The 23,818-nt window shown below is 67.6% G+C and carries 12 protein-coding genes; 6 read left to right on the top strand and 6 right to left on the bottom strand.

Features of this window, described 5'->3' with window-relative positions; genetic code table 11:
* Position 1: 1 nt before the first annotated feature.
* The gene (locus tag G6N24_RS14090; RefSeq protein ID WP_085157733.1) at positions 2-6,334 is read left to right on the top strand and encodes a type I polyketide synthase; all 6,333 of its coding nucleotides are present in this window, start codon (positions 2-4) and stop codon (positions 6,332-6,334) included.
* Between the two features lie 55 nt (positions 6,335-6,389).
* On the opposite strand, the gene G6N24_RS24705 is transcribed toward G6N24_RS14090, so the two are convergent.
* The 3 genes from G6N24_RS24705 to tnpA are packed head-to-tail and all read right to left on the bottom strand — an operon-like array spanning position 6,390 to position 7,978.
* The gene (locus tag G6N24_RS24705) at positions 6,390-7,082 is read right to left on the bottom strand and encodes an RNA-guided endonuclease InsQ/TnpB family protein (RefSeq protein ID WP_232070566.1); all 693 of its coding nucleotides are present in this window, start codon (positions 7,080-7,082) and stop codon (positions 6,390-6,392) included.
* Between the two features lie 18 nt (positions 7,083-7,100).
* Positions 7,101-7,571, bottom strand: a complete 471-nt coding sequence (locus G6N24_RS24700; protein WP_232070565.1) for an RNA-guided endonuclease InsQ/TnpB family protein — start codon at positions 7,569-7,571, stop codon at positions 7,101-7,103.
* Positions 7,568-7,978 (bottom strand): IS200/IS605 family transposase, encoded by a 411-nt coding sequence (gene tnpA, locus G6N24_RS14080; RefSeq protein WP_085157735.1) that lies wholly within the window; start codon positions 7,976-7,978, stop codon positions 7,568-7,570. Before tnpA ends, G6N24_RS24700 begins: the two co-directional genes overlap by 4 nt.
* 197 nt (positions 7,979-8,175) lie before the next feature.
* On the opposite strand from tnpA, the gene G6N24_RS14075 reads away from it, so the two are divergent.
* Complete coding sequence (locus tag G6N24_RS14075; protein ID WP_139822229.1) at positions 8,176-8,367, top strand: hypothetical protein; 192 nt, start codon at positions 8,176-8,178, stop codon at positions 8,365-8,367.
* Positions 8,368-8,370: 3 nt separating this feature from the next.
* Entirely contained in the window at positions 8,371-9,066 is a 696-nt protein-coding gene (locus G6N24_RS14070; protein WP_085157739.1) for an LppX_LprAFG lipoprotein, read from the top strand.
* Here the strand turns inward: G6N24_RS14070 and G6N24_RS14065 are convergent.
* Together G6N24_RS14065 and fadD28 are read right to left on the bottom strand one after the other, a co-directional pair.
* Positions 9,026-11,794, bottom strand: a complete 2,769-nt coding sequence (locus G6N24_RS14065; RefSeq protein WP_269151257.1) for an MMPL family transporter — start codon at positions 11,792-11,794, stop codon at positions 9,026-9,028. The two genes, G6N24_RS14070 and G6N24_RS14065, sit on opposite strands and share 41 nt — an antisense overlap.
* Positions 11,751-13,505, bottom strand: coding sequence for a fatty-acid--AMP ligase FAAL28/FadD28 (gene fadD28, locus G6N24_RS14060; RefSeq protein ID WP_085157779.1), 1,755 nt, complete (start codon positions 13,503-13,505; stop codon positions 11,751-11,753). Before fadD28 ends, G6N24_RS14065 begins: the two co-directional genes overlap by 44 nt.
* A 480-nt stretch (positions 13,506-13,985) precedes the next feature.
* Between fadD28 and pks2 the strand changes: the two genes are divergently transcribed.
* The 3 genes from pks2 (at position 13,986) to G6N24_RS14045 (ending at position 22,552) form a co-directional block, all read left to right on the top strand.
* Complete coding sequence (pks2, locus tag G6N24_RS14055) at positions 13,986-20,300, top strand: sulfolipid-1 biosynthesis phthioceranic/hydroxyphthioceranic acid synthase (RefSeq protein WP_085157743.1); 6,315 nt, start codon at positions 13,986-13,988, stop codon at positions 20,298-20,300.
* A 64-nt stretch (positions 20,301-20,364) separates the two neighbouring features.
* Positions 20,365-21,087 carry a rhamnosyl O-methyltransferase gene (locus tag G6N24_RS14050; protein ID WP_085157781.1) on the top strand — a complete coding sequence of 241 codons (723 nt, stop codon included), beginning with the start codon at positions 20,365-20,367 and terminating at the stop codon, positions 21,085-21,087.
* A gap of 25 nt (positions 21,088-21,112) precedes the next feature.
* On the top strand, positions 21,113-22,552 hold the full coding sequence (locus G6N24_RS14045) for a WS/DGAT/MGAT family O-acyltransferase (RefSeq protein WP_085157745.1): 1,440 nt from the start codon (positions 21,113-21,115) through the stop codon (positions 22,550-22,552).
* Here G6N24_RS14045 and G6N24_RS14040 read toward each other — a convergent pair.
* Positions 22,542-23,801: a phthiocerol/phthiodiolone dimycocerosyl transferase gene (locus G6N24_RS14040; RefSeq protein ID WP_085157747.1), complete on the bottom strand. Its 1,260-nt coding sequence runs from the start codon at positions 23,799-23,801 to the stop codon at positions 22,542-22,544. The two genes, G6N24_RS14045 and G6N24_RS14040, sit on opposite strands and share 11 nt — an antisense overlap.
* Positions 23,802-23,818: the final 17 nt, after the last annotated feature.

Genomic DNA, 23,818 nt, shown 5'->3' with positions numbered 1-23,818 from the left:
TGTGACTGTCAGCGTTGAGGGGGCCGACCCGCAGAGCGACAAGCTCCTGCGTTATCTGAAAAAGGTTGCTGTCGAGCTCGACGAGGCGCGCGCGCGGCTGCGGGAATATGAACAACGCGCGACGGAGCCGATCGCGGTGGTGGGGATGGGGTGCCGCTTCCCGGGTGGCGCGGACGGTCCGGAGCGGTTGTGGGAGGTGGTCTCGGAAGGCCGCGATGTGGTGTCGGAGTTTCCGACGGATCGCGGTTGGGACGTAGAGGGGTTGTATGACCCGGACCCCGACGCGGAGGGCAAGACCTACACGCGGTGGGGTGCGTTTTTGGAGGACGCGACGGGTTTTGATGCCGGGTTTTTCGGGATCGCCCCCGGCGAGGTGTTGGCGATGGATCCTCAGCAGCGATTGATGCTCGAGGTTTCCTGGGAGGCGCTCGAGCACGCGGGGATCGATCCGTTGTCGTTGCGGGGGTCGGCGACCGGGGTGTTCACCGGGATCTTCGCCGCAAGTTATGGCAACAGAGACACCGGGGGTTTGCAGGGGTACGGGTTGACCGGCACGTCGATCAGCGTGGCCTCGGGGCGGGTGGCGTATGTGCTGGGGCTGCAGGGCCCGGCGGTGTCGGTGGACACGGCGTGTTCGTCGTCGTTGGTGGCGATCCATTGGGCGATGGCGTCGTTGCGCACGGGGGAGTGCGACTTGGCGCTGGCCGGTGGCGTGACGGTGATGGGGTTGCCATCGATTTTCGTGGGGTTCAGTCGGCAGCGGGGGCTGGCCGCCGATGGGCGTTGCAAGGCGTTTGCGGCAGCGGCCGATGGGACGGGGTGGGGAGAGGGCGCCGGGGTGGTGGTGCTCGAGCGGCTGTCGGATGCGCGGCGGTTGGGGCATTCGGTCTTGGCGGTGGTGCGTGGGAGCGCCGTCAACCAGGACGGCGCATCCAACGGCTTGACCGCGCCCAACGGGCTTGCCCAGCAACGGGTGATCCGGGCGGCGTTGGCCAACGCACGGTTGACCGCGGCCGAGGTGGATGTGGTGGAGGCACACGGGACCGCCACCACGTTGGGCGATCCCATCGAAGCGCAGGCATTGTTGGCCACCTATGGGCAGGGCCGGTCGTCGGAGCGGCCGTTGTGGGTGGGTTCGATCAAATCGAACATGGGTCATACCCAGGCCGCGGCGGGCGTGGCGGGTGTGATCAAGGTGATTCAGGCGATGCGGCATGGCGTGATGCCGGCGACGTTGCATGTCGATGCGCCCACCCCGCGGGTGGATTGGTCGAGCGGCGCGGTATCGGTGTTAACCGAGGCTCGAGAATGGCCGGTGGTTGACGGGCGCCCGCGCCGGGCGGGGGTGTCCTCGTTTGGGATCAGCGGCACCAACGCGCACGTGATCTTGGAACAGGCTCCGGTTGAGGTGAGCGAAACCACCGGGGGCGGGTCAGGGTTGACGGTGCTGCCGTGGGTGGTTTCGGCGAGATCTCCCGAGGCGTTGACGGCGCAGGCGGGTCGATTGTTGGCCCATGTGCAGGCCGACCCGGGGCTGGATCCGGTCGATGTGGGGAGCTCGTTGGCGGGCCGGTCGGTGTTCGAGCACCGGGCAGTGGTGGTCGGCGCCGATCGGCAGGCGTTGATGAGGGGACTGGCGGGGGTGGCCGCCGGTGACCCGGGCGCGGGCGCGGTGATCGGTCAGGCGGGGCCGGTGGGGAAGACGGTGGTGGTGTTTCCCGGACAGGGCTCGCAGCGCATCGGGATGGGCCGCGAGTTGCACCACTGCCTGCCGGTGTTTGCTGAGGCGTTCGATGCGGTGGCCGATGAGTTGGATCGGCATCTGCGGTTGCCGCTGCGCGAGGTCGTTTGGGGTGCCGATGCGGCTCTGCTGGATAGCACCGAGTTTGCTCAGCCGGCGTTGTTCGCGGTCGAGGTGGCGTTGTTCGCGGTGTTGCGGCGCTGGGGTGTGCAGCCCGACTTTGTGATGGGCCACTCGGTGGGGGAGTTGTCGGCGGCGTGCGTGGCCGGGGTGTTGACGTTGGCGGACGCCGCGATGCTGGTGGTCGCGCGGGGCCGGTTGATGCAGGCCCTACCCGCGGGTGGGGCGATGGTGGCGGTCGCCGCATCTGAAGAAGAGGTGCTGCCGTCGCTGGTTGAGGGGGTAGGGATCGCTGCGATCAATGCGCCCCAATCGGTGGTGATCTCCGGCGCCCAGGCCGCGGTGACCGCGATCGCGGACCGGTTTGCGCAGCAAGGTCGGCGGGTGCACCGGTTGGCGGTCTCGCATGCGTTTCATTCGCCCTTGATGGAGCCGATGCTCGAGGAGTTCGCGCGGGTCGCGGCCCGGGTTGAGGCACGCGAGCCGCAGATCGGGCTGGTGTCCAACGTGACGGGCGAATTGGCCGGCGCCGGTGGTGGTCTCGGGTCGTCCCAATACGGCTCGTCCCACTATTGGGTGGAGCATGTACGTCGGCCGGTGCGGTTTGCCGACAGCGTGCGTCATTTGCAGACGCTTGGGGCGACGCATCTCATCGAGGTCGGTCCCGGCAGTGGTTTGACCGGCTCCATCGAGCAGTCCTTGGCCCCGGCTGAGGCGATAGTGGTGTCGATGCTGGGCAAAGACCGCCCGGAGGTCGCCTCGGTGCTGGGTGCGTCGGGTCAGTTGTTCACCACCGGTGTCCCGGTGGATTGGGCGGCGGTGTTCGCCGGATCGGGTGGGCGGCGGGTGGGGTTGCCCACCTATGCGTTCCAGCGGCGGCGGTTTTGGGAGACGCCGGGCGGGGATGGGCCCGCCGATGCGGCCGGGTTGGGTCTGGGCGGGACCGAGCATCCGCTGTTGGGCGCGGTGGTCGAGCGGCCGGATTCTGGCGGGGTGGTGTTGACCGGCCGGTTGTCGCTGGCGGATCAGCCGTGGCTGGCCGATCACGTGGTTGGCGGGGTCGTGCTGTTCCCCGGGGCGGGTTTCGTGGAGTTGGTCATCCGCGCCGGTGACGAGGCCGGGTGCGCGGTCATCGAGGAGTTGGTCCTGGCGGCACCGCTGGTGCTGCACCCGGGTGTGGCGGTGCAGGTGCAGGTGGTGGTGGGGGCCGCCGTGGACTCGGGGCTCCGGGCCGTATCGGTGTATTCCCGGGCCGGTCAGTCCCAGGATTGGCTGCTGAACGCCGAGGGCACGCTTGGCGTGGAGGCCCCCGAGGCCCGGGCGGCCGCGGCGGACCTATCCGTGTGGCCGCCGGAGGGTGCGGTGAGTGTCGACATCTCCGATGGCTATGCGCAGCTGGCCGAGCGCGGTTATGCCTACGGTCCGGCGTTTCAGGGGTTGGTGGCGATCTGGCGGCGCGAGTCCGAGCTTTTCGCCGAGGTGGCCGCTCCCGCCGGGGCCGGCGTGGCGGTCGACGGGATGGGGATGCACCCGGCCGTGTTGGACGCGGTGCTGCATGCCCTGGGGCTGGCAATCGAGACCACCGAGACGAGGCTGCCGTTTTGCTGGCGGGGGGTGTCGCTGCATGCCGGGGGTGCCGCGCGGGTGCGGGCCCGCTTCGTGTCCGCGGGGGCGGATGCGATCTCGGTTGAGCTGGCCGATGCCACGGGATTGCCGGTGCTGACGGTGGGCTCGCTGGTCACCCGACCGATGAGCGCCGAGCAGCTACGCGCCGCGGTGGCAGCGGCCGGCGGTGCACCCGATCAGGGACCGCTGGAAGTGATGTGGTCACCAATACCGTTGGGCCACAACAGTGTTGACCGGGACGGTGAGCCCACGGTGCTGTCCTGGGCGGACTTTGCCGCCGCCGGTGATGGTGATGTCGGCGTGGTGGTGTGGGAATGCGGGTCTACCGGTGCCCAAGAACCCTCGGCGGTGGGCTCCGTTTATGCCGGCACCCATGCAGCCCTGGAGGTGCTGCAGTCCTGGCTCGGCACGGACCGGGCGGGCACGTTGGTGGTGTTGACCCATGGTGGGGTGGGGTTGCCGCGTGAAGATGTCAGCGATCTGGCCGCCGCTGCGGTGTGGGGCCTGGTGCGTTCGGCGCAGGCCGAAAACCCGGGCCGGATCGTGTTGATCGACACCGACACGGCGGTTGATGCGGCGGTGCTGGCCGAACTGGCCACAGTTGGGGAGCCTCAACTGCTGGTGCGTGGCGGCGATGTGCATGCCGCGCGGCTGGCCCCGGCCCCGCCGTTGCTGGCGCCGCCGGCCGGGGAGCCGGCGTGGCGGTTGGCCGCCGGCGGCGGTGGGACGTTGGAAGACCTGGTGATCCAGCCCTGCCCGGAGGCGCAAGCACCCCTGCAGGCGGGACAGGTGCGGGTGGCCGTGGCGGCGGTCGGGGTCAATTTCCGCGACGTGGTGGCCGCGTTGGGGATGTATCCGGGCCAGGCTCCGCCGCTGGGTGCGGAGGGCGCCGGGGTGGCGACCGAGATCGGCCCCGGGGTGACCACGGTGGCCGTCGGCGACGCGGTGATGGGCTTCCTCGGCGGGGCGGGTCCGCTGGCGGTGGTGGACCAGCAACTGATCGTCGAGATGCCGCGGGGCTGGTCGTTCCCCCAGGCCGCCGCCGTGCCGGTGGTGTTCTTGACGGCCTTGTACGGGTTGGCGGACCTGGCCGGAATCCGTGCGGGGGAATCGGTGCTGATCCATGCCGGCACCGGCGGGGTGGGCATGGCGGCGGTGCAGCTGGCCCGCCACTGGGGGGTCGAAATTTTCGTCACCGCCAGCCGCGGTAAGTGGGACACGTTGCGCGCCATGGGATTTGACGACGACCACATCGGTGATTCCCGCACATGTGAGTTCGAGGAGAAGTTCCTGGCGGTCACCGAGGGCCGCGGGGTCGACGTGGTGCTCGACTCGCTGGCCGGTGAGTTCGTGGATGCGTCGCTGCGCTTGCTGGTACGTGGCGGGCGTTTCCTCGAGATGGGCAAGACCGATATCCGCGACGCCCAAAAGATCGCCGCCAACTATCCCGGCGTGCAGTACCGTGCGTTCGACCTGTCGGAGGCCGGTCCGGTGCGCATGCACGAGATGCTGGGCGAGGTGAGGGAGCTCTTCGACGCCGGGGTGCTGCATCGGCTGCCGGTCACCACCTGGGATGTGCGCTGCGCTCCGGCGGCCTTCCGGTTCATGAGTCAGGCCCGCCACATCGGCAAGGTGGTGCTGACCATGCCCTCGGCCCTGGCCGATGGGCTTGCCGATGGCACGGTGTTGATCACCGGTGCCACCGGGGCGGTCGGTGCCGTGCTGGCGCGCCACATGGTCGATGCCTTTGGCGTGCGTCATCTGGTGCTGGCCAGCCGGCGGGGCGATCGCGCCGAGGGAGCCGCCGAGCTGGCCGCGGAGTTGACCGAGGCCGGCGCCCGGGTGCAGGTGGTGGCCTGTGACGTGGCCGATCGCGACGCGGTGGACGGGTTGTTTGCCCGGCTGGCGCGGGAGTTTCCGCCGGTGCGTGGGGTGATTCACGCCGCCGGGGTGCTCGATGACACGGTGATCACCTCGTTGACGCCGGATCGGATGGATGCGGTGTTGCGGGCCAAGGTGGACGCGGCCTGGAACCTGCACGAGGCCACCCGCGATCTGGATCTGTCGATGTTCGCGCTGTGTTCCTCGATCGCGGCCACGGTCGGCTCACCGGGGCAGGGTAACTACGCGGCGGCGAACGCATTTCTGGACGGGCTGGCCGCTCACCGGCAGGCGGCCGGGTTGGCCGGGATATCACTGGCGTGGGGGATGTGGGAACAACCCGGCGGCATGACCGCTCATTTGAGCGCCCGCGATCTGGCCCGGATGAGCCGTAGCGGGCTGGCCCCGATGAATCCCGGGCAGGCGCTGGAGCTGCTTGACGCCGCGCTGGCGATCGATTCACCCGTCATGGTCGCCACCCGCCTGGACCGCGGCGCACTCGATGCCCTGGTCCGCAGCGGCGGGTTACCGCCGTTGTTCAGCGGGCTCGCACGCCGCCCACGGCGACGCCAAATCGAGGACACCGGTGATGCCGCCCAATCGAAATCGGCACTGGCCCAACGCCTGCACGGGCTGGCCTCCAGCGAACAACACGACCTGCTGGTAGGGCTGGTGTGCTTACAGGCCGCGGCGGTGCTGGGCCGGCCGTCCCCCGAGGACATCGACCCCACTGCCGAATTCCAGGACCTCGGCTTCGACTCGCTGACCGCCGTCGAACTCCGCAACCGCCTCAAAACCGCCACCGGGCTGACATTGCCACCCACCCTGATCTTCGACCACCCAACCCCCGCCGCGGTCGCCGACTATGTGGGACTGCAAATCCTTGGAAGCCGCAATCCCGAATCAAATGGCGAAGGGCCGCGGCTCCCCGAGTCCGACGACGAGAAAGTGCCGGTGCATGTTTAGTGTGAGACGAACTGCTCGAGTGACTTCTCCGACGGCTGGAAGCCGTCGGCTTCTTTTACGCTGCGGTTGCGGCGTGTAGGGCCAGTCCAGCCCTGAGTATGTTGCGTGCGGCGTGTTGGTCTGCCGGTGCGGCGTGACCGCAGCGTTGGCAGACAAATTCCGCTTGGCTGACGCGATTCTCGGGCGCTGCGTGACCGCAACACTCACACCCGTCGGAGGTGTGCCGGGGGTCTACCTCGATCCAGGTGCGCCCAGCGTCTTCCGCTTTGGCGCGCAGTATCGAGACGAACTGACCCCAGCCAGCGTCACTGATTGATCGGTTGACTCCAGACTTCGCTCGGGCCCCATTGGGGAGGAGCTGTTGCGGGTTGTCCGGGTCAGGTTTCGGCTTCGCTCGGCGCAGCATATTCGCAATCTTGAGGTCCTCCACCACCAGCAGGTCGTAGCGGGCCGCGAGTTCACTGGCCTGTTTGTGGTGAAAGTCCTTGCGCCGGTTGGCGATCTTACGGTGCCGCGCCGCCACCGTCTCCCGGCGAGCGACCCGGTTATTGGAGCCGCGTTGAGCGCGCTGTAGTCGCTGCTGGGCCACCTGCACCCGGCCGGCCTCCTGACGTGCCCACCGCGGATTGGCGACCTCGGTGCCATCGGAGAGCGTCGCATACGTCACCACCCCGACGTCGATACCGGCCTGGGCGCCGGTCGCCGGCAACGGCCTGGTCGGCACCTCATCACAGGACAACACCAGCATCCAGCGCCGGCCCTGGCGTTAGACCTGGATCGTCTTGACCCTGCCCTGGACCTGACGGTGCAGATGCACCTTCACCTGCCCGATGCCTTGCAGATACACCCGCCGTTGATCGGGTAGCCAGCGAGCACCGTCACCGTCTTTGGGCCACTGCACGCTGTCGAAGCGGGCCTTCCCTTTAAAGCGCGGATACCCCGGCGTCCGCCCAGCTTTGACGCGGCGGAAGAACCCGGCAAACGCCTTGTTCAACCGCCGCAACGCGGCCTGCTGCGAGGAAAACGACCATTGCGCCTGATCCGGTCGCATACTGCGGATCTCGGACAGCTGCGCAGACTGATCACCGTAGTTGATCCCCGTCTTGCTGTGCGCCCATGCGTCCCGGCGCTCCTGCAGGGCAGCGTTATACAACTCGCGGTGGGAATCCACACACGCGGCCAACGCCACATGCTGGCGCGCCGTCGGGCGCAGACGGAACACGTAAGCGCGTCTCATGCCGCCGCCGCGTCCGACTGGTGCTCGATGTAGCCGCGCACCGTCGTCTTCGACACGTAGCCGACCGACGCGGCGAAATACGACGGCGACCACAACACCGTCGCCAACCAACGTACGTACGGAAACTCAGCCCGCACCACCCGCGCCGTGCGCCCGTTGAACGCCCGTACCACCGCCGCTGGCGAGTCGCTAGGTCCGACCTGCACGAACAGGTGCATGTGATCGGGCATCACTTCGTGAGCCACGATCTGCCAACCGTGCTCGTCGGCGATCTGCACGATCCGCTCGTCCAGGCGGCGGGCGACCCACCCGCCCAACACCCGGCGCCGGTACTTCGGATACCACACCAGATGCAGCCTCAGCCAACACACGCCTCCCGGCGTGCAACGAAACCGCTGACCTGCCATGCGACGCACTTTACGAAACGGGACCGACAAAACCCGCCAACCGCCGCCGATCACCCGCCACGACTCCCCCGACGGCTAAACCCGCCGGTCCCCCGGGGCGCACTGATGGGAAGCGCTTGCCAATTCGCCGGGCTGGGTGTGGCCCGAACGAACGTTGGCCGGGTGTGCGACAGCCATGCCGGCTACACGATACGATCGTGAACGCCAGCAAGCTCGCGATGTTCGGGCCAACTGTGGACGCACCGAATCTTTTCTTGGCCGGGTTTGTCGATGACGCGTTGCGAATGGTGCTGGCGGGAGAATGCGTGGTGCAGGGCGCCCAACCGGGTGAACGTCGTACTGGTCGTCCCGCTCGCGACGGCATGGGCGAACATCATCGAGGTGGGTGAGCAATGAACGATCGAAAATCGGCGGTGAGGTCCGCGGTTCTGGTGGCGCTGGGCGTCTGCCTGGCGCTGTGGCTATCGGGCTGCTCCGCTGACAAACCCGCTGCCGAGACGCATCCGTCGGTCAGCACGACGGCCGACCCGGCTCTTGTTGCCGAGATCAGGCAGTCACTTGACGCGACAAAGGCTTTGACCAGCGCGCATCTGGCGATCCGCACAACGGGGAAAGTCGACAGCATGCTCGGCATCAGCACTGCCGACGTCGATGTGCGGGCCAACCCGCTCGCGGCAAAGGGCGTGTGCACCTATAACGACGAGGCGGGTGTTCCTTTCCGGGTAAAGGACGACAACATCTCGGTGAAACTGTTCGACGATTGGAGCAATCTCGGCTCCGTGTCCGAGCTGTCGGCCTCGCGCCTCATCGACCCCATCAACGGTGTGACGAAGTTGCTGGAGGGTGTCACCAACCTGCAATCGCAAGGCACCGAGGTTATCGGCGGAATTGCCACCACCAAAATCGCGGGAACTCTGCCAACGGACGCCGTCAAGATCCTGGATCCCGGTGCCAGAAACCCCAGGCCGGCGACCGTGTGGATTGCCCAGGACGGTTCGCACCGCCTCGTTAAGGCACGTGTGGACCTCGGCCCGGGCTCCGTCGAGGTCACGTTGTCCAAATGGAACGAACCCGTGAACGTAGATTGATGAGCGCTGCGGCCGACGCGGTGGCGGTGGGTCGCTGATTGCGGTCGTGGATCGCGCCCGGATTGCATACGTGCGCCACCGCGGTCAGCGCACCCACCCCGATCACGAGAACGGCACCGAGCTGACCGAGGGCGCTGAAGGAACCGCCCGACACCAGCACCAGCCCCAAGCCCAACGCGGCACCAAGCGCCACGAGCGGGGCGACGGCGCCGCGAACCGACACGGTGCCCGCAGATCCCGCGTCGGTGCGCGCGGCCCCAAGGGCCAGGAGATACGGCACGCCGCACGCGGCGAGGAGGGCGAACGCCACCAGCGGCACCGAGGCGTGCAGCTCGCGACCCAGGAGGTACTGCCACAGCGCGACCGCGATCCCCAGCGCGGCGAGGTAGGAGGCCAGCACCGCGAGACCGACCACCAGGCCACCGACCGCGCCGCGCCACATGCCGACCAGGACCGCCACCGCGAGCGTCATGACCGCCAGTAGCACGGCATCGTGGGTGAGGGCGCCGCGGACGGCCGTGGCCACGTGCGCGCCTCCGCTCACGGTCATCTCACTGTCCAGGAGGCTTCCGTACTTCGCCGCCTTGCCGACCGCGATTTCGAGCTGCCGCACGCGCGCCGCGGTATCCAGACCGAGTCTGTTGCCGTCGGAATAAACGAACAGGCGGGTCACCGTTCCGTCCGACGAAAACATCGTCTGCCGCACGTGCTGGTACGACGGATCCGCCAGCGCCTTCCTAGATAAATAGAAGCCGCCCTCGCCGGTATCGGCGAAATCGGTGCTGAGACTCTTGAGGAACGCCGACACCTGCACGAGCTGCGGGAGGGTGTCCTGGATGGTTGTTTCCAGGCTGGGCACAAAGGAGCGCAGCTGCGCCAGCACCGACTTCATTTCCGCCACGACGTGCGGTGCGGAGGCGAAGGCGCCCATTGTTCTGCGCGACACCTCGGCGATGCGGTCCGCGCCATCCGACAGCAACGCCACGTCGCCGACCACCCTGTCGACGGGACCAACGACCTTGCGCACCGCCGAGCACAGCTGGTCGGCGGGACAGTTCTCGACCCCGTCCATCCAGCCGCGCACCGGGTCCAGGTATCCCGACAACTCCACGGTCATGCCCTTGATGTTTCGCGTGCCGGAGAGCAGGACATCGACGTTCTGCTGGATTTGGGCCGCCCCGGCAAGACCGAGGTTCACGCTCTTTTCCAGCTCGTTGACCGCGCCGGTCATCTGATCGACCATCGACCGCATCGACTTGATCGCATTCACCTGCGGCATGAAATTCCCGGCCCCGCGATCCAGCTGATCGCTGAGCCGTCCGGCAGCGGAGGTCAGCGAGGCATCGGCCCACGGGATACCGGCCGGCCATGCCGCCGACTGCACCCTGCGCACGCCGGGAATTTCCATCAAACGGTGGCTGGCCTGGTCTATGGCGATGAGCCCGGCCGGGTCCCGAAGGTCGCGGACGGCCTCGATCACCACCACGTCGGGCGGCGAAGTCCCGGGGAACAACCGCGCGCTGCCGGTCCCGGCCGGATTCGTTGGGTTCTCGCTGATACCCCACCGCATCCCGACGACGGGCAGCGCGCAGATCGCCAACACGACGGCGGTGACGACGGCCGCGCGCGACATCGACAGCGCGGGTGTCTGGGCGGCACCGCCGGCTCCCGACGACGGCTGCGATGACGGCCCCGCGATCCCGAGCAGGGCGGGCAGCAGCGTCAACGAGGCGGCAAGTGCCACAACGACACCCAGTGCGGCCGTGCCGACGCTGTGCAGCGCCGGGGTTCGGGCCAGCAGCAGGGGAGCGGTCAGCATCGCGACGCACGCCCCGGGCAGGGCTAACGCGGGCAGCGCGTCACGGTAGCAGCCTGCGCCGGGCCGGAGCCGGACAACCAGCATCGCGGATGTGGTGATCGTGGCGATCGCCAGGACCGCGGCCACGGTCACCGCGAACACCGACATGCTGCCCCCGTGGTCGCCGCGCACCACCGCGGCGAGCGGCCACGCCACCGCGAGCGATAGCCCAGCGGTCAGCAGCGCGATCCCCATAACGATCCTGGGCTGCCGCGCTCGCAGCAGCAGCAGGACGGCGATCAGCGCCGCGGCGGTCACAATCGCGGCGCCCTGCCACGCGCTCATGTGCATAGGCATGCCGCTGGTGCTCGCCGGGACCACAATGCGGGCGCGCAGCCCCGGATGCAGCGGCACCTTACCCACGACCGATCGTGCGGCGTCGAGCGATTGGTGCGCTTGGGCGCTCCCCGCCTCGCCGACCAGCCACACCATCGCGATACCCGACCGGCCGTCGGGGCCGGTTCCCAGCGGGGCGGTGAGGGGATCCGACCACAGGTCGAGGACGGATCCCACGTGGCGGGTGTCGGCGCGCAGGGCGGCAACGACGGCGTCGTAGTACGGCTGGTCCGCAGGCCCAAGCGTGTCGTGGCCGTCCAGCAGCAGGTAGGCGATGGCGTTGGTGCCGGTGCCCGGGAAGGCCTTCGCGATGCGTCCGGTGACGGCGGCCGTCGTGGCATCCCGGGGCAGGAGCGCCGAGCCGGCATCGCTTGCTTTCCCCTGGGTCAGCGCGAGAATCACGTTCGCGATCACCGCCACCGAAATCCAGGCGGCGACGACGAGGAGGTTGGCGAGCCGGGATGACCTATGACTACCGTCGGCCGGCACGCTAAACGTCCAGGCGGGCGAACTGGTCTTGCCGATACTGCTCAACGCACGCCTGTCGTCGGACCTTGCCGCTGGTGGTGGTCGGGATCGAGCCGGGCGCTACTAGCACCAGATCCGCGACGCGCAGGCCGTGCGAATTGGACAACGCCGAGGTGACTTCCCGCTTGATGGCGCCCAGCCTGTCCTTGAAAGTGCCGGCATCCCGGTCCGATTCGCCGCCACGGTTCCGCAGTTCAATGATGGCGACCAGCTTCTCGGTGCTGCGATCACCGGGAACCGATATGGCCGCGCAGCGGCTTCGGGTGATCTCCTGGATCGTCGCCTCGATGTCGTCGGGAGAGTGGTTGCGGCCGTACACGATCAAGAGATCCTTGATCCGGCCGATGATGAACAATTGGCCGTCGTCGACGAAACCGGAATCCCCCGTCCGCAGCCAAGGGCCTTCGGGCGTGCCCTGCGAAGGGGTGACGATCCTTGCACCGAAAGTGCGCTCACTCTCCTCGGGCTTCCGCCAATAGCCCACGGCGACGTTGTCGCCGTGCACCCAGATCTCGCCGACCGTTCCGTCCGCACACTCCGTGCGGGCATCGGGATCGACGATCCGCACGATCGGCGATTGCGGCACAACGTAGCTGACCAGTGGCGTGGCGTCGCCGCTTGCGCTCCGCTGAGCCTGGCCGGCGGACAAACTCTGCGCCTCGAAGCCGACGAGTTCCGGCGGTAGACCCGGCCTGCTGGTCGCCACGTACACCGTTGCTTCGGCCAGGCCGTACGAGGGTCGGATCACCTGCTCACGCAGGTTGAAGCGGGCGAAGCGGTCGGCGAAGCGCTTGAGCGTCGCGGGCTGCACCCGCTCGCTACCGCTGAGGATGGTGAGTACATTGCCCAGATCAAGCCCGGCCATGTCGTCGTCGGCCACTTTCTTGGCCGCCAATTCGAAGGCGAAGTTCGGTGCGGCCGAGAAAGCGTGCGGGCTGCTGGCCATCATCTGCATCCAGCGGGCCGGGCGTTGCAGGAACGCCACCGGACTGGTGAGCACCGATTGATATCCGCCCAGAATCGGGGCGCAAATTCCCAGAACCAAACCCATGTCGTGGTAGAAGGGCAGCCACGAGACCAGCGTCGAGTCCGGCGGCGCGATCCCGTCGGTGTCCGCGAAGTACCCCGACATCAGCTGTTCGAAATTGGTCCGAAGATTCTGGTGGGAGAGGATCACGCCGGCCGGTTCGCGGGTCGATCCGGACGTGTATTGCAAGTACGCCGTCGTTGGGAAATTGTCCTGGACGGCGCCGGATCCATTCGGAGAGTCCAGATCCAGCCGGTCGACTTCGATGATCGACGGGGCGGTCGCGCCGGACCGCGCCTTAACATGCTGGGCCACGTCGTCGATGACCGACGAGGTCGTGAGGACGGCAACCGGCGCCGCATCCAGCAGGACCGAGTCGGCACGTTCATCGCTGGCGCCGCCCTGTGGAACCGAAAGCGGAACCGCGATCCGGCCAGCCTGCAATGCGCCGAGAAAGGCGACGATGTATTCGAGCCCTTGCGGCGCCAAGATCACCACGCGATCACCCGCCGAGCCGCAACGGCTCAGCTCCCGTGCCATGTTCAGCGTTCGCCGATACAGCTGCGACCACGTCAGGCTCTCCGCAACGCCGGCCCAGTCCTGTTCGTAATTCATGAACGTGAACGCTGGGTCATTGGGCTGCAGCCGGGCGCACGCACGCAGCGCAGCGGGAAGGGAACGCACACTCATGGCCATCACGGTACCGGCCTGGTTCGGGCGTCGTCGCAGGTCTTCGTCGAATCCGAGCTGAAGCGTCGACGGGGTCGTGGCGTGCAACGGATATGGACCCTAGCTGGGCAACTTTTGTTCAGCCGGATTGGGGGTCTTCAGCCCTCCTGCGACGGGCCAGACCGCCCGCCATGTGGGCCGCCGCGACCATCGTCCCGGCAACCGGGGAGCGCATCCCACCGTGCGGCACGGTCGCCGACGCCGTTTCCCCGGCTCAACCGCCTCGACCTGGCCCCAAGCTGGGAATTCACTGCTTTTGTCCTCCGCTGCCCATCGGGGCGTCTAAGCTTGGCTCTCCGAGACCTGCCTATGGTGTCGAGATCCGGGTGAGCCCGGATTGGGGGTTGTCAGAGCGGCGCTGCGCCATTCCGTTGCCCGCATCGAAAATTCGGTCACGTTGTCGGGTAACACCGGTTGAGCTGAGACGAGGAACAAAGAGCGATGGAATCACGTGTCACTCCCATTGCGGTCATCGGAATGGGATGTCGGCTCCCCGGGGGGATCGACTCGCCCGACAAGCTATGGGCGGCGTTGGTTCGCGGCGATGACCTGGTCACCGAGATCCCGGCGGACCGCTGGGACGCAGATGACTATTACGACCCCGAGCCCGGGGTTCCCGGTCGAACGGTGTCGCGGTGGGGCGGGTTCCTCGACGACGTCGCCGGATTCGATGCCGAGTTCTTTGGGATCAGCGAGCGGGAGGCGATCTCGATCGATCCGCAGCACCGGTTGTTGCTGGAGACCGCATGGGAGGCGATCGAGCACGCCGGTCTGGATCCGGCGTCGTTGGCCGGGTCTTCGACGGCCGTGTTCACCGGGCTGACCCACGAGGACTACCTGATCCTCACCCACGGCGCGAGCGGGTTGGCGAGCCCATACGTGGTGACCGGCCTCAACAACAGCGTCGCGTCCGGGCGGATCGCCCACGCGCTGGGCCTGCACGGTCCGGCGATGACATTTGACACCGCGTGCTCGTCGGGTCTGATGGCGGTGCACCTGGCCTGCCGCAGCTTGCACGACGGCGAAAGCGACCTCGCGTTGGCCGGCGGTTGCGCGGTGCTGCTGGAACCGCACGCAAGTGTGGCGGCGTCCGGACAGGGCATGCTTTCGGCGACCGGTCGCTGCCATTCGTTCGACGCCGAGGCGGACGGGTTTGTGCGGTCCGAGGGCTGCGCGATGGTGTTGCTCAAGCGCCTGCCGGATGCGTTGGCCGACGGCGACCAAATCCTCGCGGTGGTGCGCGGCACGGCCACGAATCAGGACGGTCGCACGGAGACGCTCACGATGCCGTCCGAGGACGCCCAGGTCGCCGTCTACCGTGCGGCGCTGGCGGCGGCGGGCGTTGAGCCCGAAACGGTCGGTGTGGTGGAGGCGCACGGCACCGGCACACCGATTGGTGACCCGATCGAATACCGGAGCCTGGCGCGGGTGTATGGCGTCGGCACCCGGTGTGCGCTGGGGTCGGCCAAGAGCAACATGGGCCACAACACGGCCGCGGCGGGGGCGGTCGGGCTGATCAAGGCGATTTTGTCGCTGCGCCACGGGGTGGTGCCCCCGCTGCTGCACTTCAACCGGCTGCCCGATGAGGTTGCCGGGATCGAGACGGGACTTTTTGTGCCGCAAGCGATTACCGAATGGTCGGGCGTCGGCGAACGCGCCCCGAGGCGGGCCGCGGTGTCCTCGTTCGGGATGTCGGGAACCAACGTCCACGCCATCCTGGAGCAAGCTCCTGCGGGGCCCCCGGCACATGTGGAACCGGCGGCGAAGGGCCCGCTCTTGTTCGCGTTGTCATCCACCTCCGCCGACGGGTTGCGGCAGACCGCACGCCGGCTGGCCGAATGGGTGGCAGACCGCGGGGACTCCCTGGCGCCAACGGATCTGGCCTACACGCTGGCGCGGCGGCGCGCGCACCGGCCGGTGCGCGCCATGGTGGCGGCCGGCAGCGCGGCCGAGCTGGCCGAGGGCTTGCGGCAGGTTGCCGACGGCGACGCCCGATACGAGGCCGCGGTGGGGCAGGGCGATCGGGGACCGGTGTGGGTGTTTTCCGGGCAGGGGTCGCAGTGGGCCGGGATGGGCGCGGACCTGCTTACAAGCGAGCCGGTGTTCGCCGCGACCGTCGCGGCGCTGGAGCCGGTGATCGCCGCCGAATCGGGTTTCTCGGTGACCGAGGCGATGACGGCGCCACAGACCGTGACCGGCATTGACCGGGTGCAGCCGACCCTGTTCGCCATGCAGGTCGCGCTGGCCGCCACCATGGAGACAACCTACGGGGTGCGGCCCGGCGCGGTTGTCGGCCACTCGCTGGGCGAAGCGGCCGCGGCCGTTGTCGCGGGTGCACTGTCGCTCGAAGACGGGGCCCGCGTCATCTGCCGTCGCTCCCGGCTGATGCTGCGCATCGCCGGTGGCGGGGCGATGGGATCGGTGGAATTGCCTGCCAAGCAAGTGAACTCGGAACTCATGGCCCGCGGCATCGACGACGTGGTGGTCTCGGTCGTGGCCTCACCACAGTCGACGGTCATCGGCGGCGCCACAGACACGGTGCGCGAACTCGTCGCGCGGTGGGAGCAGCGTGACGTGATGGCGCGCGAGGTGGCCGTCGACGTGGCATCGCACTCGCCTCAAGTCGACCCCATCCTCGACGAGTTGGCCGCCGCACTGGCGGACATAGCCCCGAGGCCACCCAAGGTTCCCTACTACTCGGCGACCCTGTTCGACCCGCGTGAACGACCGGTCTGCGATGGCCGTTACTGGGTGGAAAACCTGCGCAATACCGTGCAGTTCGCCGCGGCCGTGCAGGCCGCGTTGGAGGATGGCCACCGGGTCTTCGTGGAGCTGTCACCGCACCCGCTGCTGACCCACGCGGTCGAGCAGACCGCCCGCAGTCTGGACATGTCGGCGGTCGCTTTGGCCGCCATGCGGCGGGAGCAACCGTTGCTGCAGGGGCTTCACGGCCTCCTGTCGGACGTGCACAGCTCGGGTGCCGCGGTGGACTTTTCGGTGTTGTATCCCGCCGGACAGCTGGTGGATGCGCCGCTACCGGTGTGGACGCACCGTCGGTTGTTCATCGAAGGCGACGGGCACGAACAGAAGGCGCAAGGCGCCTGCACCATCACGGTGCATCCGCTGCTTGGCTCGCACGTGCGGCTGATCGAGGAGCCGGAGCGCCACGTCTGGCAGACCTACGTCGGTACCGCGACGTTGTCCTGGCTCGACGATCATCAGGTGCACAAGGTGGCCGCCCTCCCCGGGGCCGCCTACTGCGAGATGGCGCTGGCCGCGGCCGGGGAGGTCTTCGGCGAGGCGCCAACACAGTCTTGGGAGATCCGCGACATCGCCTTCGAGTCGATGCTGTTGCTCGACGAGCAGACTCCCATCGAGGCCGTCGCGTCGGCGGCTGCGCCAGGCGTCGTCAACTTCGCGGTGGCGACCAACCAGGACGGCGAAAACACCCGGCACGCCACCGCGGAACTGCACGCCGTGGAGGACGACTGTCCGCCACCCGCCTACGACGTCAACGCGCTGCTGACCACGCATCCGTGCTCGGTAAGCGGGGCACAGTTGCGGGAGTCGTTCGTCGAACGCGGCATTCAGCTTGGTCCCGCGTTCAGCGGTCTGGCCACCGCGCACACCGCGGAAACGGGCGGCGGCACCGTGCTGGCGGAGGTCGCGCTGCCCGCTTCGATCCGCTTCCAGCAGGGCGCCTACCGCGTGCACCCGGCGCTGCTGGATGCGTGCTTCCAGTCCGTCGCCGCCGGCGTTGAGGCCAACGGCAAGGGCGGACTGCTGTTGCCCCTGGGTGTACGCCGCCTGCGTGCCTACGGCTCCACCCGCAACGCCCACTACTGCTACGCACGCGTCACCACGGTCGACGCCACGGGTGGCGAGGCCGACCTCGACGTGCTGGACGAAAACGGCGCCGTCTTGCTGGCCGTGCGTGGGCTCCGCATGGGGACCGGGACGACCGAGAGCGGCGAGCGCGATCGGGTGCTCAGCGAGCGGCTGCTGACCCTGGCGTGGCAGCAGCGAGCGCTGCCCGACGCCACCCACGACGAGGCCGGGTCATGGCTGCTGATCGATGCGTCCGGCGCCGACGACATGCTGGCCACCGCGTTGACGGACGCGCTGAAATCCCAAGGACCCCAAGGCACCGAATGCGCCAACCTGCACTGGCCGGTGGAGGCCGACCCCGCGGCCGGCCTGGAAAGGTTGACCAGTCAGCTACGCGCCCGCCCCGTCGATGGTGTGGTGATCCTGTGCGGGCCGGGCGCCGGGGAGCCGGATGAGGCAAGCCTGCTGCAGGGCCGTGAGCAGGTGCGCCATCTGGTTCGGATCACCCGGGAGCTGGCCGAATTGGAGGGGGAGCTTCCCCGGCTGTTCGTGGTGACCAGGCAAGCCCAGGTGGTGCGGCCGAAAGACCAGGTCAACCTGGAGCAGGCCGGGCTGCGTGGCCTGCTGCGGGTGATCAGCAGCGAACATCCGCTGCTGCGTACCACCCTGGTCGACGTGGACGAGCACACCGATGCCGAACAGGTGGCCCGGCAACTGCTGGGAGGCTCCGACGAGGACGAAACGGCCTGGCGCAATGGCGAGTGGTACACGGCACGTTTGTGCCCCAGTCCGCTGAGCCATGACGAGCGGCACACCGCCATCGTGGACCACGAACGCGACAACATGCGGATGCAGATCCGCACGCCGGGTGACCTGCAAACGCTGGAACTGGCCGCGTGCGACCGTATCCCGCCCGGGCCCGGGCAGATCGAGGTCGCGGTCACCATGTCCACCATCAACTTCGCGGACGTTCTGATCGCGTTCGGCAAGTTCCCCATCATCGACGACCGCCAACCGCAGTTGGGTATGGATTTTGTCGGTGTGGTCACCGCGGTCGGGGAGAATGTCACGGACCACCAGGTCGGTGACCGTGTCGGTGGCTTCGCCGAGGGCGGCTGCTGGCGCAGCTTCCTCACCTGCGACGCCAACCTGGCGATCACCCTTCCGCCCACGCTGACCGATGAGCAGGCGGCCGCGAGTGCCACCGCCAACGCCACCGCCTGGTACGGGCTGCACGACCTGGCCGGGATCAAGGCCGGGGACCGGGTACTGATTCACTCCGCAACCGGCGGTGTGGGACAGGCGGCCATAGCGATTGCGCGCCACGCGGGAGCGCAGATCTTCGCAACGGCGGGCAGCCCGAAGAAGCGAGCGCTGCTGCACGACATGGGCATCGAGCACGTCTACGACTCGCGCAGCATCGAGTTCGCCGAGCAGATCCGGCGCGACACCGACGGTTACGGCGTGGATATCGTGCTGAACTCGCTGACCGGCGCGGCCCAGCGCGCCGGATTGGAACTGTTGTCCTTCGGTGGGCGGTTCGTCGAGATCGGCAAGGCCGACGTGTATGGCAACACCCGGCTGGGGCTGTATCCCTTCCGGCGCGGCCTGACGTTCTACTACGTGGACCTCGCGCTGATGTCTGTCGTCCAGCCCGACCGGGTGCGCGAGTTGCTCGGCACGGTGTTCAAGCTCACCGCCGACGGTGTTCTGGCCGCACCGCAGTGCACTCACTACCCGTTGGCCGATGCGGCGACCGCCGTGCGGGCGATGAGCAACGCCGAGCACACCGGCAAACTCCTGCTGGACGTGCCGCGCGGTGGGCGCAGCAGCGTGGTGGTGCCGCCGGACCAGGCTCCGGTCTTCCGCAGCGACGGCGCCTACATCATCACCGGCGGCTTGGGTGGTCTCGGCCTTTATTTCGCCTCGAAGCTGGCCGCCGCGAACGGGGGAGCGGGCTGTGGCCGCATCGTGCTGACCGCACGCAACCAGCCGAACCCCAAAGCCCGTCAGACCATCGAGCGCCTGTGCAGGAGCGGGGCCGACATCGTGGTCGAGTGCGGCAACATCGCCGAAGCCGACACCGCTGACCGCCTGGTGAGCGCGGCAACCGCCACCGGCCTTCCGCTGCGCGGCGTGCTGCACGCGGCGGCGGTGGTGGAGGACGCAACGCTGACCAACATCACCGACGAGTTGATCGACCGCGACTGGGCGCCGAAGGTTTACGGGTCGTGGAACCTGCACCGCGCCACGATCGGGCAGCCGCTGGACTGGTTCTGCTTGTTCTCCTCGGGAGCGGCCCTGCTGGGCTCGCCCGGTCAGGGTGCCTACGCGGCGGCCAACAGCTGGGTCGACGCCTTCGCCCAGTGGCGGCGCGCACAGGGCCTGCCGGCCAGCGCGATCGCCTGGGGTGCGTGGGGAGAGGTCGGCCGCGCCACGTTCCTGGCCGAGGGCGGCGAAATCATGATCGCCCCCGACGAAGGAGCGTTCGCCTTCGAGACGCTGCTGCGTTATGACCGCACCTACACGGGCTACATTCCGATCATCGGGGCGCCGTGGCTGCCCGACCTTGTCCGGCGTAGCCCGTGGGGCGAGATGTTCGCATCGACCGGGCAAAGCACAAGGGGCCCAAGCAAGTTCCGCACCGAGCTGAACGCGCTGCCGCAAGACGAATGGCCCGGCCGGCTTCGGCGTCTGATCGTCGAGCAGGCCAGCGTGATCCTGCGCCGCACCGTCGACGCGGACCGCCCGTTCATCGAGTACGGCTTGGACTCGCTGGGCATGCTCGAAATGCGCACCCACGTTGAAACCGAGACCGGGATCCGGCTGTCGCCCAAGGTCATTGCCACCCACAACACCGCGCGCGCCTTGGCCCAACACCTGGCGGACACGTTGGCCGAGGAGGAGGCCCAACCCGCGGCGTCATGAGAGCCGGCGCCAGAGGACAACGGCTACTCGTCGACGCGCTGCACCCATGGATGGCGGTGAGAAGATGAACGGGGTGGGAGTGACAAGGCGACTGACCGCGCTAGCGCGAATATTGGTGAGCGTGGTGGCCGGATTGGTTTACCGACCGACCGGCTCGGTCGCGGAAGAATACCACAAGTGGTATTACGGCAGCTTAGCCTGGAATACGACCACCTGGATTGGGATCAAATGCTGGAAGTCTGTCAGCGATATGTGGAATTACCAGGAGATCCTGACCGAGTTGAAACCATCCCTGGTCATAGAGTTCGGCACTCGCTACGGTGGCTCGGCGCTGTTTTTCGCCGATGTCATGAGGCACGGCGGCCAACCATTCAAGGTGCTTTCGGTGGACATCTCCCACAAGGCTCTCGATCCGGCGGCCCGGCGCGACCGCGATATCTTGTTCGTTGAATCGTCATCCACCGCGCCGGCCGTCGCCGAGCACATTCAGCGCCTCAAAGGCGAATATCCCGGCAGGATTTTCGCCATTCTGGACAGCGACCACTCGATGAATCATGTACTGGCCGAGATGACGCTACTGCGGCCGTTACTCGCCGCCGGCGACTACCTGGTGGTGGAAGATTCCAACATCAACGGCCACCCCGTCCTTCCTGGAGTCGGGGCCGGCCCGTATGAAGCCATCGAGGCATACGAGCATGAATTCCCCAACGATTACAAGCATGACGTGGCGCGAGAGAAAAAATTCGGCTGGACATTCGCCACCAACGGGTTCCTGATCCGCAAATAATGGCTCGTGTGAGCGCGGTGCGACGATGAAATGGCTTAACGGCACGGATGCCCTCATGCTCTCCAGCGAGACGCCGAACGTCCACCTGCACACGCTCAAAGTCGCGGTCATCGAGCTAGACCAGGACTGCCGGAACTTCGACATCGAGGCGTTCCGCGCGGCCATCGGCGCTCGGCTGCACAAGCTCGAGCCCTTCTGCTATCAGCTCGTCGAGGTCCCGTTCAAGTTCCACCACCCGATGTGGCGCGAGCACTGCGACGTGGAGCTCACCTACCACATCCGGCCTTGGCGGCTGCCCGCCCCGGGCGGTCGTCGCGAGCTGGACGAGGCGATCGGACAGATCGGCAGCGCCCCGCTTGACCGCAGCCGCCCGCTGTGGGAGCTGTACTTCGTCGAAGGCTTGTCCGGCGGCCGAATTGCAGTGGTGGGCAAGATCCACCACGCACTCGTCGACGGGGTGGGCGCCGCCAATCTGATGGCCCTCGGCATGGACCTGCGGCCCGGGCCGCAACGCGGCCCGCAGCCACCCGACCCCGTTCCGAGCACGCGGCGGCTGATCGGTTGGGCGTTGGCGGACCACGTCCGTCACGGCGGGCGGATCCCGCGGGCCATCGGCTACACCGCGCGGGGTCTGTCGCGGGTGCGGCGCAGCTCGCGCACGCTTTCAGAGGTGTTGCGCCGGCCGTTTACTCCACCACCGACCTTCATGAATCACCACTTGCGCAGCCCGAAGCGCAGATTCGCGAGCATCTCCTTGGCGTTGGCCGATGTCAAACAGACCGGTCAGCGCCTCGGGGTCACCGTCAACGATTTGGTGCTGGCCATGTCGACCGGCGCGCTGCGCACATTGCTCTTGCGTTATGACGGCAGGGCCGAACCGCTGTCGGCCGTCATCCCGGTGAGCCTCGATGGGTCAGCGGACCGGTTTTCCGGCAATTGCGCCGACGCGTTGTCGGTCGCGCTTCCCGTTGACCTCGAACACGCGCTGGAGCGGGTCCGTGGCTGCCGGCGGAGTGCCATGTCGAGCAAGGAACGTCAGCGGCTCAGGGGACCAGAGCTGGCAAGCCGCTGGTTGGACTGCGCCCCACCCGTGATTGCCGAACCCGTCATTCGGCTGGCGTCCAGCCGCAAAGCGGTGAGCACAATGCCCAACCTGATAATCTCGAACGTTCGCGGTCCGTTCGAACGACGTGGCCGGGTGGGCGGCGCTCTGGTCACCGAGATCTATTCGGTCGGGCATTTGGCCCCGTGGAGCGGGCTCAACATCACCGCCTGGAGCTATGTCGATCAGCTCAATGTCTCGGTGCTGACCGATGACGCGACTGTCGAGGACCCGCACGAGGTTACCGAGGCTATGCGGGCAGAGTTCGTCGAAATCCGCCGGAGCGCAGGGCTTTCCGAACAGTTGACGGTGGTGGAGTGTGCGATGGCGCCGATCGCGGTTGACCGCGATGTCACTCCATGATCCAGCCATATTCCGAGGGAACGGTGCAGAGCAGGGAGCGTATCGCCTCGAGGGTCTTTTCCGGTTCCGACATGTGGCCGTGACGCTCGAGGATCAGTTGCCCGTCGTAGAGGCCGCAGGAGTAGAGATCGAGTGGGACGGTGATGGCGCAGTAGAACTGGCCCCGAATGTCTTCCAGTATGATGCCCGGCGGTGTGCGCATCGTTGGAAACGCAGTGGCGTCAGTGCAGAAGACAAGTGGTGGCAGCCCGGGAGGAGTGCCTTCGAACGCCGTACCGAAGTGCAGCCCCGACTGCTGAATCACACCGTCGGCCAAGTCACCCCGAAGTGTGGCAACGATATCGCGTGCCAGATCGACGATGTCGGTGTCCGGACCGATTTCAGCGAGGTAAGAAGCCGCCCCGAGCAGGTTGGTACATTCGGTCGGGGCCACCGGGGGCACGAGAAGAAATCGCAAGTCGACGGGGTAAACGTAGGGAATCGGGACGTGCGGGGTCTCGCGCAGTCGCCACTCGGTGAGCAGGATGGCCGCCGCGACCACGGTGTTGAGGCTTAGCCGATGCTCACGGCCGAACGCCACCAGGTCCGCCGTCTCCTGTTTGGTGAGCCGCAGGCTGACGACCGGAACGGCTTGGGGCGATCCGGGATTCGCCAGGACCGTCGGCGTCGCCGTGGCAGGGAGCTCATAGGCGAACATCGCCGGCATGAACCGCTCAGCTCCCGACAGCCCTTGCTTCTTGATGCCCCGCTGTTCCAGCAGGACCTCCATCGGCAGCGGGGCGGGCTCCGGGTTTATTGGACCGGGGTCACCGGTGGACACCGTGTCGGTGTATCGGGAGAACAGCTCATCGACAAGAGCGGCCCCATGGTGGCCGTCGGCCATGCTGTGATGGAGAAAAAGCGTCAGCTCGGCTCCTCCGTCGTGGAGCGTCAGCCGCAAGTTCAATAGCGACACGCTCTGGTCGAGCCGCATTTGGGCGTTGCGCGGCGCCGCCCCGTTGGTGCCGTCGACGACGCAGATCCCAGAGTGGAGCAGGTCGTCGGCGACGAGGTTCCAACCGCCGTCGGGGCTTGGCTCAAGGTGACTGGCCAAGACCGGGTGGGCCGCCACGAGGGCATCGAAAGCCTCCGACAACGCGTCGACGTCGACGACACCGCGCAGCCGGATTGTCATGCTCGTGAAGACCTCGTACTGCGCGAAGACTTCCTCGCTGTGCGACAGCTTTCGGATCACGGATCCGGGAAACACCTCGAAACTCCCGTCTT

Source organism: Mycobacterium lacus (assembly GCF_010731535.1).
Lineage (GTDB): Bacteria > Actinomycetota > Actinomycetes > Mycobacteriales > Mycobacteriaceae > Mycobacterium > Mycobacterium lacus.
The sequence above is the reverse complement of the archived record's forward strand: the minus strand, read 5'-3'. Positions and strand labels throughout refer to the sequence as shown.

Bases quoted from the DNA above. Each gene is read 5' to 3' on its own strand.
- G6N24_RS24705 (WP_232070566.1), bottom strand. From the start codon at position 7,082: ATGCTGGTGTTGTCCTGTGATGAGGTGCCGACCAGGCCGTTGCCGGCG.
- G6N24_RS24700 (WP_232070565.1), bottom strand. From the start codon at position 7,571: ATGAGACGCGCTTACGTGTTCCGTCTGCGCCCGACGGCGCGCCAGCAT.
- tnpA (WP_085157735.1), bottom strand. From the start codon at position 7,978: ATGGCAGGTCAGCGGTTTCGTTGCACGCCGGGAGGCGTGTGTTGGCTG.
- G6N24_RS14070 (WP_085157739.1), top strand. From the start codon at position 8,371: ATGAACGATCGAAAATCGGCGGTGAGGTCCGCGGTTCTGGTGGCGCTG.
- fadD28 (WP_085157779.1), bottom strand. From the start codon at position 13,505: ATGAGTGTGCGTTCCCTTCCCGCTGCGCTGCGTGCGTGCGCCCGGCTG.
- pks2 (WP_085157743.1), top strand. From the start codon at position 13,986: ATGGAATCACGTGTCACTCCCATTGCGGTCATCGGAATGGGATGTCGG.
- G6N24_RS14050 (WP_085157781.1), top strand. From the start codon at position 20,365: ATGAACGGGGTGGGAGTGACAAGGCGACTGACCGCGCTAGCGCGAATA.
- G6N24_RS14045 (WP_085157745.1), top strand. From the start codon at position 21,113: ATGAAATGGCTTAACGGCACGGATGCCCTCATGCTCTCCAGCGAGACG.